19 protein-coding genes are annotated in these 18,920 nt (G+C 70.5%); 1 reads left to right on the forward strand and 18 read right to left on the reverse strand.

What is annotated here, in order from left to right; all coding sequences use genetic code 11:
• Positions 1–30: 30 nt before the first annotated feature.
• The 13 genes from OG510_RS09605 to proS form a co-directional block, all read right to left on the reverse strand.
• Positions 31–339: a DUF2469 domain-containing protein gene (locus OG510_RS09605; protein WP_003965949.1), complete on the reverse strand. Its 309-nt coding sequence runs from the start codon at positions 337–339 to the stop codon at positions 31–33.
• 54 nt (positions 340–393) lie between these two features.
• Positions 394–870: an NUDIX hydrolase gene (locus OG510_RS09610; RefSeq protein ID WP_406142346.1), complete on the reverse strand. Its 477-nt coding sequence runs from the start codon at positions 868–870 to the stop codon at positions 394–396.
• Position 871: 1 nt separating this feature from the next.
• Positions 872–1,618 (reverse strand): signal peptidase I, encoded by a 747-nt coding sequence (lepB, locus tag OG510_RS09615; RefSeq protein ID WP_406136369.1) that lies wholly within the window; start codon positions 1,616–1,618, stop codon positions 872–874.
• Positions 1,619–1,663: 45 nt separating this feature from the next.
• Entirely contained in the window at positions 1,664–2,644 is a 981-nt protein-coding gene (gene lepB, locus OG510_RS09620; protein ID WP_406142347.1) for a signal peptidase I, read from the reverse strand.
• Positions 2,559–3,635, reverse strand: coding sequence for a signal peptidase I (gene lepB, locus OG510_RS09625; protein WP_406136370.1), 1,077 nt, complete (start codon positions 3,633–3,635; stop codon positions 2,559–2,561). The genes lepB (OG510_RS09620) and lepB (OG510_RS09625) overlap by 86 nt, the downstream gene beginning before the upstream one ends.
• Positions 3,628–4,395, reverse strand: coding sequence for a signal peptidase I (lepB, locus tag OG510_RS09630; RefSeq protein ID WP_406136372.1), 768 nt, complete (start codon positions 4,393–4,395; stop codon positions 3,628–3,630). The genes lepB (OG510_RS09625) and lepB (OG510_RS09630) overlap by 8 nt, the downstream gene beginning before the upstream one ends.
• Positions 4,396–4,428: 33 nt before the next feature.
• Positions 4,429–4,779: a 50S ribosomal protein L19 gene (gene rplS, locus OG510_RS09635; RefSeq protein WP_164265897.1), complete on the reverse strand. Its 351-nt coding sequence runs from the start codon at positions 4,777–4,779 to the stop codon at positions 4,429–4,431.
• Positions 4,780–4,910: 131 nt separating this feature from the next.
• Positions 4,911–5,732 carry a tRNA (guanosine(37)-N1)-methyltransferase TrmD gene (gene trmD, locus OG510_RS09640; protein WP_406136373.1) on the reverse strand — a complete coding sequence of 274 codons (822 nt, stop codon included), beginning with the start codon at positions 5,730–5,732 and terminating at the stop codon, positions 4,911–4,913.
• Positions 5,732–6,337, reverse strand: coding sequence for a ribosome maturation factor RimM (rimM, locus tag OG510_RS09645; protein WP_406136374.1), 606 nt, complete (start codon positions 6,335–6,337; stop codon positions 5,732–5,734). Before rimM ends, trmD begins: the two co-directional genes overlap by 1 nt.
• A 155-nt stretch (positions 6,338–6,492) precedes the next feature.
• Positions 6,493–6,732: an RNA-binding protein gene (locus OG510_RS09650; protein ID WP_164265900.1), complete on the reverse strand. Its 240-nt coding sequence runs from the start codon at positions 6,730–6,732 to the stop codon at positions 6,493–6,495.
• Positions 6,733–6,734: 2 nt separating this feature from the next.
• On the reverse strand, positions 6,735–7,181 hold the full coding sequence (gene rpsP / locus OG510_RS09655) for a 30S ribosomal protein S16 (RefSeq protein WP_406136376.1): 447 nt from the start codon (positions 7,179–7,181) through the stop codon (positions 6,735–6,737).
• A 163-nt stretch (positions 7,182–7,344) separates the two neighbouring features.
• On the reverse strand, positions 7,345–7,938 hold the full coding sequence (locus tag OG510_RS09660) for a hypothetical protein (protein ID WP_164265902.1): 594 nt from the start codon (positions 7,936–7,938) through the stop codon (positions 7,345–7,347).
• A 288-nt stretch (positions 7,939–8,226) separates the two neighbouring features.
• Positions 8,227–9,681, reverse strand: coding sequence for a proline--tRNA ligase (gene proS / locus OG510_RS09665; protein ID WP_406136378.1), 1,455 nt, complete (start codon positions 9,679–9,681; stop codon positions 8,227–8,229).
• A 220-nt stretch (positions 9,682–9,901) separates the two neighbouring features.
• Here proS and OG510_RS09670 point away from each other — a divergent pair, with 220 nt between their 5' ends.
• Positions 9,902–10,753: a methyltransferase domain-containing protein gene (locus OG510_RS09670; RefSeq protein WP_406136380.1), complete on the forward strand. Its 852-nt coding sequence runs from the start codon at positions 9,902–9,904 to the stop codon at positions 10,751–10,753.
• A 112-nt stretch (positions 10,754–10,865) separates the two neighbouring features.
• On the opposite strand, the gene ffh is transcribed toward OG510_RS09670, so the two are convergent.
• The 5 genes from ffh to OG510_RS09695 all read right to left on the reverse strand — a co-directional run bounded on the left by ffh (position 10,866) and on the right by OG510_RS09695 (position 18,567).
• Positions 10,866–12,407 (reverse strand): signal recognition particle protein, encoded by a 1,542-nt coding sequence (ffh, locus tag OG510_RS09675; protein WP_164266518.1) that lies wholly within the window; start codon positions 12,405–12,407, stop codon positions 10,866–10,868.
• 138 nt (positions 12,408–12,545) lie between these two features.
• Positions 12,546–14,993, reverse strand: a complete 2,448-nt coding sequence (locus OG510_RS09680; RefSeq protein ID WP_406142348.1) for a [protein-PII] uridylyltransferase — start codon at positions 14,991–14,993, stop codon at positions 12,546–12,548.
• Positions 14,994–15,035: 42 nt separating this feature from the next.
• The gene (locus OG510_RS09685) at positions 15,036–15,374 is read right to left on the reverse strand and encodes a P-II family nitrogen regulator (protein WP_164266378.1); all 339 of its coding nucleotides are present in this window, start codon (positions 15,372–15,374) and stop codon (positions 15,036–15,038) included.
• A complete protein-coding gene (locus OG510_RS09690; RefSeq protein ID WP_406136382.1) occupies positions 15,371–16,729 on the reverse strand; it encodes an ammonium transporter in 1,359 nt (452 codons plus the stop codon). The genes OG510_RS09685 and OG510_RS09690 overlap by 4 nt, the downstream gene beginning before the upstream one ends.
• Positions 16,730–17,091: 362 nt before the next feature.
• Positions 17,092–18,567, reverse strand: coding sequence for a hypothetical protein (locus tag OG510_RS09695; protein WP_406136384.1), 1,476 nt, complete (start codon positions 18,565–18,567; stop codon positions 17,092–17,094).
• Positions 18,568–18,920: the final 353 nt, after the last annotated feature.

Consider the following 18,920-nt stretch of genomic DNA (forward strand, 5'->3'; position numbering starts at 1 on the left):
TCAGTCACCCGGAAGTCAGCCACCCGGAAGTTACCCGCCCGGAAGTTCGAGGTCGCTCTTGTTGAGCTCCTCGATGTTCACATCCTTGAAAGTCAGTACACGTACCTGCTTGACGAACCTGGCCGGCCTGTACATGTCCCAGACCCAGGCATCAGCCATCGACACCTCGAAAAAGACCTCGCCCTGTACGGAGTGCACCTGCATCTCGTAGTCATTGGTGAGGTAGAAGCGCCGCTCGGTCTCGATCACATATTTGAACAGGCCGACAACGTCGCGGTACTCCCGGTAGAGCTTCAGCTCCATCTCGGTCTCGTACTTCTCGAGGTCCTCGGCGCTCATGGCATGTTCCCCTTCAGCCGTGCGTCCCCCTATTGTGCGCCGCTCCCCGCACCCCTAGACGATTTCCGGGGCCAGGACCACCGGTGCAGCCGGGGGACCCTCGTCGAGCAGCGTGCGCAGCAGCCCGGCGAGCCTGGTCGGGTACACCGTCTCACGCGTCGCGGACAGTTCGGCGGAAGTCCACCACCTCAGCCCCGCGACACTGCGCTGCTCCAGCGGGGTCAGTCCGTCCAGGGCGGTCGCCGTCCGAGTGGTTCGCCCGAGAAAATACTGTTCGTCCTGGTTCCAGCGCCGCCCGTCGAACGGGAACGAGCACACCCGGGTCCACAGCACCGGGCCGAGTTCCACCGTGTCGATGCCGGTCTCCTCCCGCACCTCGCGGAGCGCGGCCTCCTCGTGGGTCTCCCCCGCCTCGACGCCACCACCGGGAGTGAACCACCAGGTACGGGCCGGATCGGCGGGCTCGAACCCGTGCATCAGCAGCACCCGGTCGGCCGGATCGAGCAGGATGACGCGGGCGACCTTCCGCATGTCAGGCGACACCGGCAGGCACCTTCTTGCTGCGGCCGAGCCGCCGCGCGAGCGGCCCGTAGACCGCCCCGCCGAGAATCAGCACGACCCCGGCCAGAACGGCCGCCACCACCAGCTTCAGCGGTCCGGGCTGCGAGACCCCGCCGGGCAGCGCGGCGAAGCCCTTCGGCCGCTCCATCATTCCGCCGCTCAGCGGCCAGGCGATGGCGTCCACCCGCCCGGAAACGGTCGAGCGCGGGACCGAGCCGTGGTCCGCGTCCTGGAGGTGGACGCGTGAGTCCATCGAGTTGGTGCGCTCGTCACCGAGCAGGAAGAGCCTGCCCTCGGGCACCTGCACGGTGAAACCGACCGCGGACGCCCGTCCCTTGGAGAGCGAATCGGCCTTGAGATACGGCTCGTCGATCCCCTTGCCGTTCACGGTGAGCCGGCCCCGGGTGTCGCAGCAGGCGACCTTGTCGCCGCCGACCCCGACCACCCGCTTCAGCATCGGCATATCGCCCCAGTCGGGGTCCTTGAACACCACCACGTCCCCGCGGCGCACCGTGCTGCTGTCTATTCGCTGTGCCAGTACCCGGTCCCCGACCTGCACGGTCGGGGTCATCGAGTCGGTCGGCACGGTGTACGGCTTGTACTCCACCGCGCCCCACGCGAACCCTCCGAGAAAGAGCACGCAGCCGATGGCCACGGCCAGGCCCGACAGCGCGCTGCCGAGCCGGCCTCCGCCACTCGTACGTACTGTTCCGCTCATCCCAGCGCTCCCCCGTATCGGAGATCGACAACCTGGGACGGCACCTTACCCGGCAGTACCGTCGCGGGTCAGCCTGCGCCTGCGCCGGATCACCAGCGGCAACGCGCCCGCCAGTCCCAGCGCGCCGGGAGCGGCCGCGCCCGCGGCGTTGATGCCCTTCTGGTCGAAGGTGCTCGGAACGCCCAGCCACGACCAGCGGTTGACCGGCCAGGCCACGACGAAGGCCCGTCCGACGACCTCCTTATCCGACACCGTGCCGCCACCGGGCAGTTGCTGGTGGTAGCGGGAGTCGAGCGAGTCCTGGCGGTGGTCGCCCATCACCCAGATCCGGCCCTTGGGCACATGGATCGGCCCGAACGGCTGGTCGTCGCAAGGGGTGTTGCCCGGGTAGATGTACGACTTCTCGGAGAGCGCGTTGCCGTTGACGACGACCGGGCCGCCCTTCTTGCAGGAAACCGTGTCACCGCCGACCGCGATGACCCGCTTGATCAGGTCCTTCTCCTCCGCGGACGGCATCAGGCCGATGAAGCTCAGGAACTTCTGCGCCACGTTCGGCGTCGGGGTCGGCTCGCCCTCCAGCCAGCCGCCCGGGTCGTGGAACACCACAACGTCACCCCGCTCGGGCTCCGAGCCGAACCACGGCGTCAGTTTGTCGACCAGCACCCGGTCGCCGCGCTGCAGGGTGTCCTGCATCGAGTCGGACGGGATCGAGAACGCCTGGACCAGGAAAGTCTTGATCAACAGGGCCAGGACCAGCGCGATTCCGATGAGGAGCGGCAGCTCCTTCCAGAAGGAGCGCTGTTTCTTCGGTTCCTTCGTCCGGGTGCTCCCGGTGCCCTCGCCGTTCCCGTCGCCCTCGTCAGGACCGTACGGCCCGCCGGGCCCGCCGGGTCCTTCCTGCCGGTCGCCGGCCCTGTGCTGGCCACCGGCCCTCCCGCTGTCAGAGGCTTCGGTTCCCTCGCCACCAACGGGCGGCCCTGGCCGGTCCTCTGGCTCTTCGTGTCCGGATCGCGCGCCGACCGCCACGTCCCCCACATCCACTCCTCACTCCGTGCCGTCGCCTGCCTCCGGGGAGACGCAGGCCCACCACTCCCATAACGAGCGGAAGTTCCGCAGGAGTCGGGAGCGGGAAGTTTACGTGCCGATCCTGAGCCACGAGCCGCTGCTGACCGGGGCTTTGCGGATCCACGGCCCCGGAGGCCGTGGCCCCCGGCGCGGACGCCACCGACGCGAAGGTGGCCGGTTCCCTGAGCCTGCTCCAGTGTCCCAGCGGCCAGGCGATAACGACTGCCCGCCCCACCACACCGCTCACCGGCACCGTCCCCTGGTACGGCTCGTCCAGATGGAACCGTGAATCCGCCGAGTTGGACCGGTGGTCACCCATCACGAAGAGCCGTCCCGCCGGTACCTTCACCTCGAACTTCAGCTCGGACGGCGGGTTTCCAGGATGGAGGTACGGCTCGTTCAGGGGCGTGCCGTTGACGGTGACCCTGCCGTCCTTGTCGCAGCACTTCACGGTGTCCCCGCCGACTCCGATGACCCGCTTGATCAGGTCCTGTTCGTCGTTCGACGGCAACAGCCCGATGAAGGTCAGTCCGGACTTGAGCTGCTTGACGGGGAACGAGGAGTCCTGCGTGGTGCTCTCCCCCGGCGGCAGCCAGTGGCCGGGGTCCTTGAAGACGACGACATCGCCGCGCTGCGGCTTCGAGCCGAACCAGGGGGTGAGCTTGTCCACCAGCACCCGGTCACCGATCCGGATCGTCTCCTCCATCGAACCCGACGGGATGACGAACGCCTGGACCAGGAACGTCTTGAGCACCAGCGCGATCACGACCGCGACGACGATGAGGACGGGGATCTCACGCGCCGTTGACCGTCTGCGCCGCCGCTGGACCTTGCGCGCGAGTCTGCGCCGCTCGGCCCTGGTGGGCAGGGACCGCTCGCCCGTGGGGCCGTCCGCCGCCGCTGGCCGTTCGCCGGTCGCACCGCTGCCGCGGGCTCTCCCCCGGTTACCCATGGCGGCCGCCGGCCGCCGGCACCCGGTCGAAGGCTCCGGTCCGCTCCAGCGACGTCCAGCGGCCGACCGGCCAGCCGATCCAGCCGGCCCGTCCGATCACCTCGTCCACCGGGACCATCCCGCCACCGGGGTCACCGAGATGGTCGCGGGAGTCGCTGGAGCGGGAGCGGTGGTCGCCCATCACCCAGAGCGTCCCCGCGGGCACCACGATGTCGAAGGGCACCTGGGAGGGCGGGTTGCCGGGATACACGTACGGCTCGTCCACCGGCTGCCCGTTCACCTCGATCCGCCCGCGCTTGTCGCAGCAGACCACACGGTCGCCGCCCACCCCCACCACACGCTTCACATAGTCGGTCCCGGTGGGCGCCGTGAGCCCCAGCGCGGCCGCCGCACCGCGCACCACCCGGGTCACCGGGTTCTGCGCGGGCGCGTCCTGCACGAAGGAGCCGGTGCCGTCGAAGACCACCACGTCCCCGCGCCGCGGCTCGTCGCCGAACCGGTACGCCAGCTTGTTCACCAGCACCCGGTCCCCCACCTGGAGCGTGGGTTCCATGGAGCCGCTGGGGATGAGGAACGGCTGCACCACATACGTACTCAGCAGCAGCAGGAACACCGCGCAGACGAGGACCAGCAGCCCGGCCTTGCGCCAGGGCCCCTCGACCAGCGCGGAGAGACGCACGGAGCGCGACCGTTCCTCCTCACCGGACGTATCCGGTTCGGGTGAGCGGTCGCGCTCCGTGTGCTGTGCTTCGGTGTCCATCGGGGCCAGAGCTTATCCGGCCGCCCTGTGGACTCAGTGGTCGCGCTTCTCCTTGATCTTCGCGGCCTTGCCGCGCAGCTCACGGAGGTAGTACAGCTTCGCGCGACGGACGTCACCGCGGGTCACGAGCTCGATCTTCTCGAAGATCGGGCTGTGCACCGGGAAGGTGCGCTCGACGCCGACGGAGAAGGAGACCTTGCGGACCGTGAAGGTCTCGCTGACGCCCGCACCCTGGCGGCGGATGACGACACCCTTGAACTGCTGGATACGCGAACGGTTGCCCTCGATGACACGGACGTGGACGTTGACCGTGTCACCGGCACGGAAGGCCGGCAGGTCGGACCGGAGCGAAGCGGCCTTGACGTCGTTGAGCAGGCTGGACATGATCTTCTGCTTTCTTCGCCGATGCCACAGGTCATCGACGGGATCATCGTGATGAGTTTCGGGAGCTGATCGCGTCGGACGGTCGTCGTTCCCCCTGTGGCAGGGGCGCACGCCGGACGTACAGCAGCGGCCTATTGTTCCACGGCTCCGGGCTCTCGCCCAAATCGCCCTCCGGGACCCTGCTTCCACCCCAGGATCGAGAGCATTTCGCGGTCCTTCTTGCCGAAGGACGCGGGGTCGCTGCGCTCCAGCAGATCCGGCCTGTTGAGATCCGTACGCCGGAACGCCTCGTCCCGGCGCCAGCGTGCGATCTTCCCGTGGTGGCCGCTCAGCAGGACGTCCGGGATGCCCCGGCCGCGCCACTCGGGCGGCTTCGTGTAGACGGGCCCCTCCAGCAGATCGGCCATCGCGCCGGTGGCGAAGGAGTCGTCGCGGTGCGATTCGGCGTTGCCGAGCACCCCGGGGAGCAGCCGGGCGACGGCTTCCGTGATCACCAGGACGGCGGCCTCGCCACCGGCCAGGACGTAGTCCCCGATGGACACCTCGTACACCGGCATCCGGGTCGCGTACTCGTCCACCACCCGTCGGTCGATGCCCTCGTACCTGGCGGGCGTGAAGACCAGCCAGGGCCGTTCGGACAGCTCGACCGCGACCTGCTGGGTGAAGGGGCGGCCGCTGGGCGTGGGCACGACCAGGACCGGGCCCGACGCCCCCGCCTCGTAACCGGCGGCCAGCACCTCGTCCAGCGCCTCGCCCCAGGGCTCGGTCTTCATGACCATGCCGGGGCCGCCGCCGTACGGGGTGTCGTCGACCGTGTTGTGCCGGTCGTACGTCCAGTCGCGCAGGTCGTGCACCTGTACGTCGAGCCGGCCGCGGGCGCGCGCCTTGCCGACCAGCGAGACGTTCAGCGGTTCGAGGTACTCGGGGAAGATCGTGACGACATCGAGCCGCATCAGTCGCCGTCCCTGGCGTCCGCGGACTCGGCGGCTTGGCCCTCGGCGGCTTCGTCCCCGGCGGCCTCGTCCCGGGTCCCCGCGACCTCGGCCTGGTCGGCGTCGATCAGGCCGGGCGGCGGATCGATGACGGCCCGCTGCTCCTCCAGGTCGATCCCGGTGACGATCTCCTCGACGAAGGGGATCATGACCTCGCTGCCGTCGGGCCGCTCCACGATGAAGAGGTCCTGCGAGGGCAGGTGGGTGATCTCGGTGATCCGGCCGATCTCGGTGCCGTCGGCCAGCACCACGTCGAGGTCCATCAGCTGGTGGTCGTAGTACTCCTCGGGGTCCTCAGGAGTCTGCCGCGGGTCGACATCGGCGATCAGCAGGGTGTTCCGGAGCGCCTCGGCGGCGGTCCGGTCCGTGACCCCCGCGAAGCGCAGCAGCAGCCTGCCGCTGTGCACCCGGCCGGTCTCGATGGTCAGCGGCCCGGTGGCCGCAGGGTCGGTGGTGAGCACCGCGCCGGGACCGAGCCGCAGCTCGGGCTCGTCGGTCCGCACCTCCACGGTGACTTCACCCTTGATCCCGTGGGCGCGCCCGATCCGTGCGACTACCAGTTGCACGCTTCGCTCCTCATTCTGCCGGTTCTGCTGTTTCTGCCGGTCTTGCCGGTCTTGCCGGTTCTGCCGCTTCCAGTGTTGCCGCGCGGACCGCGGACGACAAAGGCCGGGGACGGCTTCTCAGCCCTCCCCGGCCCGAGCCGGTGTTCAGCTACTTCTCAGCGGACCTGGTCCACGTCGACGAGGTCGACCCGGATGCCACGGCCGCCGATGGCGCCCACGATGGTGCGCAGGGCGCGCGCGGTGCGGCCGTTGCGGCCGATCACCTTACCGAGGTCGTCGGGGTGCACCCGGACCTCCAGCACCTGCCCGCGACGGAGGTTGCGCGAAGCGACCTGTACGTCGTCGGGGTTGTCGACGATGCCCTTCACGAGGTGCTCGAGAGCCTCCTCGAGCATGCTCAGGCCTCGGTCGACTCGGTGGAGTCAGCGGCCGGAGCCGCCTCGTCCGCCTTCTTGTCGGCCTTCTTCGCCTTCGGGGTGATGGCCTCACCCTTCGGCTCGTCGCCCTCGATGGACTTGGCGAACGCCTCGAACGCGGCGCGCTTGTCGGCCTTCGGCTCCGGCTGCAGCAGCGGCGCGGGGGCCGGGAGGCCCTTGTGCGCCTGCCAGTCACCGGTGAGCTTCAGGATCGCCATGACCGGCTCGGTCGGCTGGGCGCCGACGGACAGCCAGTACTGCGCACGCTCCGAGTCGACCTCGATGCGCGAGGGGTTCTGCACCGGGTGGTACAGGCCGATCTCCTCGATGGCCCGGCCATCACGGCGGGTACGGGAGTCGGCGACAATGATGCGGTAGTGAGGCGAACGGATCTTGCCCAGACGCTTCAGCTTGATCTTGACTGCCACGGAAGTGGTGTCTCCTGGTCTTGACGTGGTTGGGCACAACGAGATGCCACGTGGGGTTGCGGTACTCGGGTGCCCGATGGACGCGTCAGCCGGAGGACGAGAGGGTTCCTGTGCGGCTGTCGAGTACAGCTAGCCATTGTGCCATACGTTGCGGCACCCCGGGTCAGCCGGCCGCGGCGACCACTTCCGGGATACGGAAAGCCTTCCCGCAGCCACCGCAGACGATGGGCGCCTGGGCCAGCACAGACGGAACGACCCGGACATTGCGGCCGCAGTCGCAGACCGCCTTCACCCGCACACCGCCGCCGGATGAACCGTGCCGGGCGGCAGGTCCGCGGAAGGAGCGCTTGGTGTCGGCGGCCGTGGCCGCGGTGTGCGCCTTGAGGGCGCGCTGCAGCCGTTCGGCCGTCTGCCGGTACCTGCGCTTCGCCTCGGGGTTGAGCGAGACCAGCGAGAAGCCGCTGCTGGGATGCGGCTCCTCGGGGTGGTCGAGGCCCATCTCCTCGGCGATCGCCAGGAACCTGCGGTTGTGGTAGCGGCCGGCGCGGGAGGTGTCGCGGACACCTCTCGCGGCAGCGATGCCGTGGACTGCCTCATGGAGCAGTCGCTCGAAGGAGAGTTCAGCGCCGCAGGCGGACGAGGACTCGCCGATCAGGGACTCGGGCGCGGCTAGATCCGGCAGCTCGGGGTGGTACCGCTGAATATCGGCCCACGCCTGCGCCAGCTCTGCGGCGAGGACAGTTGGTGTCGTGCTCACGTCGTGACAACGAGCCGGGGTACCGCTGTGTTCCTATTCCGGGGCATCCCAAATAATTTGCACGTACCCGTCAGTTGCCCTTGATGCGTCCGGACGAGGGCGGGTGCGCTGATCTGCGGAGAAGCCTCACAGCTCACACCAAGGTGGTACGTAGGGTCGCGTACGCCCCGGCGCGGGGACCCGGCCCCACGCCGGTCAGGACCCGGCCGGCCGTCGCCGCAAGGGGCATTCCGGCCGATTCACCGGCCGGTCACCGGCCTGCGGTACGCGGCACCTGGTCGCGCGGCACTAGTACGCACGGGCCACCAGAGCGACGGTACCGGGAGCGTCGTCCGACTCCGGCACCGACCCGTCTTCGGCCACCAGACACCGTACGGAGGCCGATTGCCCGGCGAGTGCGGCCTCGCCCTCAGGACCGAGCAGGTCCCACGGGATCCGGGCCCAGCCGCCCGCGGCCGCCACCTCGGCGGCCTCGCCGGCCGTCCGCACCTCGCTGGTACGGGCCTCACGGCGCTCCCGCGACTCCCGCAGCAGCAGGCTCTGCGCCTCTTCGAGCACCGCGGGCAGCAGCCCGGGCAGCTCGTCCACCCGTACGGACTCCTTGCCGCCGGGCCCCGCGGGACCCCCCGGACCGCCGGGGCCGTGCGGATCCACCACCCTGCGGACCAGCACCGCCGTGCCCTCCGCCAGGTCCCGCGGGCCGATCTCGATCCGTACCGGGACCCCCTTGAGCTCCCAGTCGACGGCCCGCCTGCCGAAGGGAATGTCGGTGCGGTCGTCGACGCGGACCCTGATCCCCTCCGCCGCCAGCCGCGCGCCGACCTCGCGGGCCTTCGCCACCGCCTCGTCCCCCTTGATCGCGACGACCACGGCCTGCACGGCCGCGAGCCGGGGCGGCACCCGCAGGCCGCTGTCGTCGCCGTGCGACATGATCAGCCCGCCGACCAGCCGGGTCGTGGCGCCCCAGGAGGTCTGCCAGACCAGTTCCTGCGCGCCGTCCCTGGAGAGGTACTCGGTGTGGAACGCCTTGGCGAAGTTGGTGCCGAGTTCATGGCTCGTGCCCATCTGGAGGGCCTTGCCGTCCCCCATCATGGCTTCGAGCGTCAGGGTGTTGATGGCGCCCGCGAACCGTTCGGCTGCGGTCTTGCGGCCGAGTACGACATCGATGCCGAGCACATTGACCATGAAGTCCGCGTAGACGTTCCGGTGGATGTGCGCGGCGTAGTCATGGGCCTCGGCGCGGGTCGCGTGGGCGGTGTGCCCCTCCTGCCACAGGAATTCCGTGGTGCGCAGGAACACCCTGGGCCGCATCTCCCAACGGACCACATTGGCCCACTGATTGATGAGCAGCGGCAGATCGCGGTAGCTCTGCACCCATTTCGAGAAGTATTCGTTGACGATCGTCTCCGATGTGGGCCTGACGACCACCGGTTCTTCGAGCTCCTTGCCACCGGCGTGCGTGACCAGGGCGAGCTCGGGTGCGAATCCCTCGACATGCTCAGCTTCGCGAGTCAGGTAAGACTGGGGGATGAAGAGCGGGAAGTAGGCGTTCTGAGCGCCCGCGGCCTTGATGCGGGCGTCCAGTTCCTGCTGCATCCGCTCCCACAGCCCGTAGCCGTACGGGCGGATGACCATGGTGCCCCGCACCGGACCGTTGTCCGCGAGTTCGGCCTTGTTGATCAAGTCCTGGTACCAGCGGGGAAAGTCGTCCGCCCGGGGCGTGAGAACGGGAGCCTTTTTCATGGCGCGAATCGTACGGCGAGTACCTCCGGAAGCGTGATTGATTTTCGCGCCCGGAGGCGCACGGTCGGGATGCATATTCCGGGAACGCAAGCATTGCCTCACCACCCCTGGACTTGCGCGCGGATGCGGAGTTCTCTGGCAACGGGACAGTGCGCGCACATCTGCACGGGGGTTTTGCACACAGGGCACAACTGATCTCTCGGCGAATTGGGGCGCTTCGATGTCATCAACGCTCGTCCGGAACCACCGGTCCGCGGCTGCGACTCCCACTGAGGAAGCGGTCGCCCGTGCCCGCGACTGGGCCGAGATCCAGGAACGGATGCTGGTGCCGCTCTACGACGCGGTCTACAAACGGCTGGACGCGGGCAGCGCCACCCGGCTGCTGGGCATCGGCTGCGGCTCGGGGCTCGCCCTGCTCATGGCCGCGGCCCGTGGCGCGAGCGTCACCGGTGTGGACACACACGCCGAGCGCATCGCGCTGGCCCGGGAGCGGCTGCTGCCCGACAGCCCGGACGGCCCTGACGCCGCGCCGGGCGCGCGGCGCGGCAGGCCACGGCTGGTGCACGGCAGCCCCGCCGACGCCTCCGCGGTCACGGCGGCCCCGTACAACCTACTGACGGCTTTCGAGCCGCTGGGCGGCGTCACGGGTGACCCGGACGGGCTAACGCCCGCCGTCGAGGACGCGGTGCCGCTGCTGGAGCGCGGCAGTGCGGTGGTGCTGACCGGCTGGGGGCCGCCCGAGCGCTGCGCGGCTTCGGCCGTGCTGCGGGTCGCCACCCGGCTGGCCGATGCCGTGCGCCAGCCGCGCCGGGACGATCTGGAGGAGGTGGCCGCGCGGGCCGGGCTGAAGCTCGACGGGTCGGGCCGGGTGGCCTGCCCGTTCGGCTACGCGGACATGCGCAGCGCGGTGCGGGGGCTGCTGTCGACCGGGCTGTTCGACGCGGCGATACGGGCGACCGACCGGGACCAGGTGAAGAAGGAGGTCGCCGAGGCGCTCCACCCCCATCTGCGGCGGGACGGCACGGTGTGGATGCCGAACATCTTCCGTTACGTGGTCGCCCGGACGGCCTGAGCACATAAGAAGCGGCCCGTACCCCCGGATGTCCGAGGGGTACGGGCCGCTCCGCGTCCGTGCCGGGCCGGCCGTGACAGGGCCGGAACGGGGCGGGTCTGAACGGGCCGGGTCAGCCCATGAACTTCTTGAACTCGTCGGGGAGCTCGAAGTTCTTGGCGTCCTCACCTGACGGCAGGCCCGGGACGCCGCCCTGCTCACGGCGGGCGGCCGCGGCCTGCTCCTCGGCCTTGCGCTTCATCGGGTTACCGCTCTTGCGCTTGCCCTTGGCCTGCTTCTGCTGCTTCTTCTGCCGGCCGGCGCCGCCGCCCGTGCCCGGCATCCCGGGCATCCCCGGCATGCCGCCGCCCTGGGCCATCCGCGACATCATCTTGCGGGCCTCGAAGAACCGCTCCACCAGGCTCTTCACGGCGGAGACCTCGACGCCGGAGCCCTTGGCCACCCGGGCCCGGCGCGAGCCGTTGATGATCGTCGGGTCCTGCCGCTCGGCCGGGGTCATCGACTTGATGATCGCGGCGGTGCGGTCCACGTCGCGCTCGTCGATGTTGTTGATCTGGTCCTTCATCTGCCCCATGCCGGGCAGCATGCCGAGCAGCTTGGAGATGCTGCCCATCTTCCTGACCTGCTCCATCTGCGCCAGGAAGTCGTCGAGCGTGAAGTCCTTGCCCTTGCTGCTGGCCAGCTTGGAGGCCATCTGCTCGGCCTCGGCCTGGCTGAAGGTCTGCTCGGCCTTCTCGATCAGGCTGAGCATGTCGCCCATGCCGAGGATCCGGGACGCCATGCGGTCCGGGTGGAAGGTGTCGAACTCGTCCAGCTTCTCGCCGTTGGAGGCGAACATGATCTGCCGGCCGGTGACATGGGCGATCGAGAGGGCCGCGCCGCCGCGGGCGTCGCCGTCGAGCTTGGAGAGCACCACTCCGTCGAAGCCCACGCCGTCGCGGAACGCCTCCGCGGTGTTGACCGCGTCCTGGCCGATCATCGCGTCGACCACGAAGAGGACCTCGTCGGGGCTGACGGCGTCGCGGATGTCCGCGGCCTGCTGCATCAGCTCCTGGTCGATGCCGAGCCGGCCGGCGGTGTCGACCACGACGACGTCGTACTGCTTGGACTTGGCGAACTCGATCGAGTCCTGGGCGACCTTGACCGGGTCACCGACGCCGTTGCCCGGCTCGGGGGCGTACACGGCGACACCCGCGCGCTCGGCGACGACGCTCAGCTGGTTGACGGCGTTGGGGCGCTGGAGGTCGCACGCCACGAGCAGCGGGGTGTGGCCCTGGCCCTTGAGCCAGAGGCCGAGCTTTCCGGCGAGGGTCGTCTTGCCCGCGCCCTGGAGGCCCGCGAGCATGATCACGGTCGGCGGCTGCTTGGCGAAGCGCAGACGGCGGGTCTCGCCGCCGAGGATGCCGATGAGCTCCTCGTTGACGATCTTGATGACCTGCTGCGCCGGGTTCAGCGCCTGGGAGACCTCGGCGCCGGCCGCGCGCTCCTTGATCTGCTTGATGAAGGCGCGGACGACGGGCAGCGCGACGTCCGCCTCGAGCAGGGCGATGCGGATTTCGCGCGCGGTGGCATCGATGTCCGCCTCGCTGAGGCGCCCTTTGCCCCGGAGGTTCTTGAAAGTCGCGGCAAGGCGGTCGGAGAGGGTATCGAACACGGCGGTCGCGGATCCTCGGGTCGGGGGCGGGGGGACGGTTGGACCCCAGGGTATCCGGACGTGGTGGGTCGGGTCTGCCCCTGCCCCCGACAGGTGCCAGGAGCGAGGCAGGATCCGGGCTGCCGGAGCGCCCCCGGGTCACTCGCGCAGCTCGGCCTCCAGCTGCCGGGCCAGCCCGGCCGCGTCGTCCGGCGGGAGCGGCTCCCCGTTCTGTCCCGTCACATAGAAGGCGTCCACCGCGTTCGCCCCCAGCGTGGAGACATGCGCGCTGCGCACCGTCACGCCGGCCGTCTCCAGCGCCCGGCCGATCCGGTGCAGCAGGCCAGGTGCGTCGTGGGCGCGTACCTCGATCACGGTGGCCAGCCGGGAACCGGTGGGGGCCACCTGCACCCGGGGCGGCGGCGCCTGGACACCGCGGCGGCGCGGGTAGGCCGCCTCCCGTTCGGCCAGTCTGGCGCGGATGTCCAGCGAGCCGTCCAGCGCCCGTACGAGATCGGCGCGCAGCCGCGCGGCCTGCGGCAGCGATCCGTACTCGGCCGCAACCCGCCAGGTCAGCAGCAGCACGGCTGCCTGCCGGCCCAGTTCGGTGGGCAGCTCGACGGCGCGCAGATCGGCCGCCCGTACGGTCAGCCGGTGCAGCGCCAGGACACCCGCGACGGCGGGCAGGACTCCGGGGCGGTCGCGGAGCGCGATGAGCAGTTCCACACCCACCGGTTCCGGGGCGCCGTCCTCCTGCGGCTCCTCGGCCCTGGCGTGCAGGGCCAGGACGGGGCCGCCGGTGCGCAGCGCCTCGATGGCCAGCCGCTCGTGCTCGGCCCCGGGCACGCCGGGGTCGGGCTCGTCCGGTGTGCCGCCCGCCAGGACGGCGGCGACCCGGGCGACCAGCTCGTCCACGAGCGACGCCCGCCAGGACGACCAGGCCGCGGGCCCGGTCGCCAGTGCGTCGGCCTCGGTCAGCGCGTGCAGCAGCTCCAGGGTGGCGGCGGACTTCACCGCCGCGGCGACCGACGCGACGGTCGCCGGGTCGTCCAGATCGCGCCGGGTCGCCGTCTCGACGAGCAGCAGATGGTGGCGTACGAGCGTGGCGAGCACCTCGGCGTCCGCGGGGTCGAAGCCGATCCGGGCCGCCACGTCCCGTGCGATGGTCTCGCCGGCCACCGAGTGGTCGCCTGGCCAGCCCTTGCCGATGTCGTGCAGCAGGGCAGCGACGAGCAGCAGGTCGGGGCGGCCCACCCGGCGGGTCAGCGAGGCGGCCCGTACGGCGGTCTCGACGAGGTGCCGGTCGACGGTCCAGGTGTGCACGGCGTTCCGCTGCGGCCTGCACCGCACCCGCTCCCAGTCCGGCAGCAGCGCGCTGATCAGCCCTTCGGCCTCCAGCGCCTCCCAGACCTGCACGGTGGATCCGCCCGCGCCGAGCAGCGTGACCAGCTGTTCGCGGGCCTCGGCGGGCCAGGGCACCGGCAGCGGGCGGGTGCCCGCTGCCAGCCGGCGTACGGCGTGCAGTGAGACCGGCAGCCCGGCCTGCGCCGCCGCCGCGGCCGCCCGCAGCGGCAGTACGGGGTCACGCTCGGGCCTGGCGGTGCGGGCCAGCACCACCTCGCCGTCCTGTTCCACCACGCCTTCCGCGAGCGGGGTGCGCCCGGCCGCCGCGGCCCGGTCTGCGCCGCCGCCGAGCAGGGCGCGCAGCCGGGGGCGCGCGGAGCGTGCGCGCAGCACCCGGTTGACCTCGCGCCAGGTGACGTCACCCGCGTACGAGATGGTGCGCGCGGCCTCGTACACCTCGCGCAGCAGCACATCGGCGTCCAGCAGCCCGAGTTCGGCTGCGACCTGGTCCTGTTCCTGGAGCGCGAGCCGCTCGGTGGCGCGCCCGGTCACCAGGTGCAGCGCGTCCCGTGCGTCGAGGAGCCGTCTGCGGGCGCCGTCGAGCCCCTGGCGCGGCGCGTCGGCCAGCCACGAGGCGGCGACGGCCCGCAGCGCTGTGGCGTCCCGCAGTCCGCCCCTGGCCTCCTTGATGTCGGGTTCCAGGAGGAACTGCAGCTCGCCCTGGCGCCCGGCGCGCTCCTGGCACAGTTCGTACAGCTCGGGCAGCCGCTTGGGTGCCTGGTTGCGCCAGTCCGCCAGTACGGCCGTCCGCAGCCCGGTGGTGAGCACCGGGTCACCGGCGACATGCCGGGCGTCGAGCAGCCCCAGCTGGACCTTGAGGTCGTCGCCCGCCGCCCTGCGTGCCTCGCCTGAGGTCCGTACGGAGTGGTCGAGGTCGAGGCCCAGGTCCCACACCGGGTACCAGACCCGGTCGGCGAGGGAGGCGATGGCGGCCTGGTCCGCCTTTCCGTCGTGCAGCAGGAGCAGGTCCAGGTCGCTGCGGGGCGACAGCTCACCGCGCCCGTATCCGCCGACCGCCACCAGGGCCGCGCCGTGCACACCGGCGGCCTCGGCGGCCGAGGTGAAGAGGGCGCCCATCCACGCGTCGGTCAGCCGGGCGAGCGCCGAACGGCGCGGCGGCCCCGGCTCTGCCTTCTCCTGGAGGAGGCGCAGCCGGGCCGCCGCGTAGCCGCTGGGTCCCGGGTCGTCCGTCTGACCGGTCATCTCGTCGGCACTCGTCACCGGGCAGTTCCCGTCTCTCGTCGTTCAGAGCGCGTCAGGGCCGCGTTCGCCGGTCCTGACCCGGACCGCTGTCTCGACCGGGACGCTCCAGACCTTGCCGTCCCCGATCTTGCCGGTTCTGGCGGCCGCCACCACCACATCGATGAGCTGTTCGGCGTCCGCGTCCTCGGCCAGCACCTCGATCCGGATCTTCGGCACCAGGTCCACGGTGTACTCGGCGCCCCGGTAGACCTCGGTGTGCCCGCGCTGGCGGCCGTAGCCGCTGGCCTCGGTGACGGTGAGGCCCTGGACTCCGAATCCCTGGAGGGCCTCCTTGATCTCGTCCAGCCGGTGCGGCTTCACGACGGCGGTGATGAGCTTCATGCGTCCACCTTCTTGTTCGCGGGGCCCGCCTTGGCCGCGGGTCCCGGGCCGGCCGCTGCCGTCCGGGAGCCGCCGCCCGCTCCGCTGTAGTCGTATGCGGTCTCGGCGTGTTCGTCCTGGTCGATGCCGGCGACCTCGATGTCCTCGGTGACCCGCATCCCCATGGTCCGGTCGATCAGGAAGGCCAGTGCGGCCGATACGGCCAGCGAGTAGCCGAGTACGGAGAAGACCCCGATGGCCTGGATGCCGAGCTGGTGGAAGCCGCCGCCGTAGAAGACGCCCGCCACGTCGGACTGCACGCCGCCGGTGGCGAAGAAGCCGATGAGCAGGGAGCCGATGACGCCGCCGACCAGGTGGACGCCGACGACGTCGAGCGAGTCGTCGAAGCCGAAGCGGTACTTGAGGCCGACGGCCATGGCGCAGAGCACTCCGGCGATGGCGCCGACGGCGATGGCACCGAGCGGGCTGACCGCGCCGCCGGACGGGGTGATGGCGACCAGACCGGCCACGGCGCCCGAGGCCGCGCCGAGCGTGGTGAAGGAGCCGTGCCGGAACTTCTCGTACGCGAGCCAGGCCAGCATCGCGGCCGCCGCGGCGACCTGGGTGTTGATGAACATCACCGCGCCCACGCCGTCGTCGTTGCCCAGCCACGATCCGGCGTTGAATCCGAACCAGCCGAACCACAGGAGGGCCGCGCCGAGCATCACCAGCGGGAGGCTGTGCGGGCGCATCGGGTCCTTTTTGAAGCCGACGCGTCTGCCGGTCACCAGGATCACGCCGAGGGCGGCGGCACCGGCGTTGATGTGCACCGCAGTGCCGCCGGCGAAGTCGATGACGCCCTTCTGGAAGAGCCAGCCGTTCGACGCCCAGACCCAGTGGGCGACCGGGAAGTAGACGACCGTGGCCCAGAGCACGATGAACAGCGCCCAAGCGGTGAATTTCACGCGGTCGGCCAGCGCACCGCTGATCAGCGCGGGGGTGATGATCGCGAACATCAGCTGGAAGACGGCGAAGACATAGACCGGGATGGTGTAGCCGGGCCACAGCTGGGTCAGTCCGATACCGCTGAGTCCGATGTAGTCCTTGGACCAGCCGAAGAATCCGTTGCCCGATCCGCTCGGTCCGAAGGCGATGCTGAATCCGTAGAGCACCCAGAGGACCGTGACGATCCCGAGGCTGATGAAGCTCATCATCAGCATGTTCAGGGTGGATTTGACCCGGACCATGCCTCCGTAGAAGAAGGCGAGGCCCGGAGTCATGACCATCACCAGGGCCGAGCAGATGAGCATGAACCCGGTGTTGGCGGAAGACAGCTTCGGGGCGTCTGCAGCAAGGGTCATGATGCCTGAGGGCATCGGCGTCTCCTCGTCGTCGGTGCGGCCACCTGCGGGCGGGGGCTGTGGAGAGCGGCGGAACAGCGGCCGGTCATGTCTTCAGAGACTGGCTGCGCGCCGTTTCCGCCGATGCCGTGTGGTGTTTCACCGCGGTGACGAAGAGGTGCCGTGTGTTACGCCCGGATGACGTGCGGGGGCGGCCCGGAGGTCCCGGCGGGCCCCGTGCGCATCGGCGGGCGGGTCGAAAACCGGCCACGACGGTCACCCTGTTGACCTGGCGTGGGGGAGCCGAGTCGGGCATCACGGTGACTGTCGTGGCCGGGGCCTGTGGGACGCCGCTGGTGCGGCTGTACCCGCCGGTACGGGCGGGCGGGTGCGCCGCCTCAGACCGCTTCGGCGGTCTCGGGCAGCTGCTCCGCGAGCAGCTCGGTGAGGTCGATGACCGCCGGGACCTCGCCGAAGTTCCTGACCGCCGTGTCGACGGTCTTGCGGAGCCTGGTGTTGACGCGCTCGGAGCGGACCCGCTTGGCGATGTGCAGGGCCTGCGTTGCGTAGGAGGTGGACTGCTCGGGCTCGCGCTTCAGCAGGTGGACGGTGGCCATCCCGACCAGGTTCAGCGCGTACGAACGCTGGTGCTCCTCGTCCTTCTCGAAGAGCGCGACCGCGTCGTCGATGACCGGCTCGGCGAGCGACGCGTAGGTGGGGCTGCGGCCCGCCACATAGGCGAGATCGCGGAACGAGTGGCCGTTCTCGCCGTTCAGCTCGGCCTCGGAGAAGAAGCGGATCCAGTCGGGCTCCGGCTCGCCGTCGGCACCCGCGTCGGAGAAGGTGTCCTCGGCCATCCGCACGGCCCGTTTGCACTTGCTCGGCTGGCCCATGTTGGCGTAGGCGCGGGCCTCCATCGCATACAGCATCGCCTGGGTGCGGGGGGTGGCGCACTCACGGCTGCCGTACTGGGCGAGATGGACGAGTTCCAGGGCGTCGTCGGGGCGGCCGAGGTGGATCATCTGGCGGCTCATCGACGACAGGATGTACGAGCCGAGGGGCTTGTCCCCGGCCTCCTTGGCCGCGTGCAGGGCGAGCACGAAGTACTTCTGGGCGGTGGGCTGGAGACCGACGTCGTAACTCATCCACCCGGCCAGCTCGGCCAGTTCGGCCGCGCACCGGAACAGCCGCTTGGACGTGGCGCCCGGCTGCGGCTCCTGCAGCAGGTCGGTCACCTCGTGCAGCTGGCCGACGACCGCCTTGCGGCGCAGCCCGCCGCCGCACTGGGCGTCCCACTGGCGGAACATCACCGTGGTGGACTCCAGCAGTTCCAGCTCGGGCCGGGAGAGCCTGGAGGGGCGCCGCGCGTGGTCGGCGGGCAGTTCGGCGGCCGGTTCGCCCGCGGGCGTGGGCACCAGCCAGCGCTGCATCGGCTCGATGAGCGTGGGGCCCGCGGCCAGCGCGAGCGAGGCGCCGAGGAAGCCGCGCCTGGCGAGCATCAGGTCGCTTCGGGAGAACTCGCTGAGCAGCGAGACCGTCTGCGGGCCCGCCCAGGGCATGTCCACCCCGGACACCGAAGGTGACTGGTGGGCCGCGCGCAGCCCGAGGTCCTCGACGGCGACCACACTGCCGAAGCGTTCCGAGAAGAGCTCCGAGAGGATGCGCGGAATGGGCTCACGCGGCTGCTCGCCGTCCAGCCAGCGCCGCACCCGTGAGGTGTCGGTGCTGATGTGGTGCGCGCCCATCTGCCTTGCCCTGCGGTTCACTTGGCGCGCCAGCTCACCCTTGGACCAGCCGCTGCGCACGAACCACGAACCGAGCCGCTCGTTCGGGCGTTTGCCGGCACTTGTCTCGCCGTCGCCACTGCCGCCCACTGGAACGCCCCCATCCCGCTGAAGCCTCATTACGCCAACCCATATCAGAATGCCGTGAGTTGAGGCCCCCTGTCCGGCGCTTGCGCCCCATCGAACAGAGAACCGGCTTGCCCCCGGCATACCCGTGAGTGCATCCGACCCGAGGGTTCATGCACCGAAAGTAATCCTACGATCACGCACCCGGCGAGGGCGATCCCGGAAACGCCACCATTCGCCACCCCTTCGAATGAACGCGCCTGCCGCCAGGCGCGATTCACTTGACACTCGGCGATCAGGATCGGGTGGAGCGGTGCACGCCGGGGCGCGCGAATCGTTCCGCACCACCCCCAACGTCACCCCACGCCTCCCCGACC

This window comes from Streptomyces sp. NBC_01089 (genome assembly GCF_045162975.1).
Classification (GTDB): domain Bacteria; phylum Actinomycetota; class Actinomycetes; order Streptomycetales; family Streptomycetaceae; genus Streptomyces.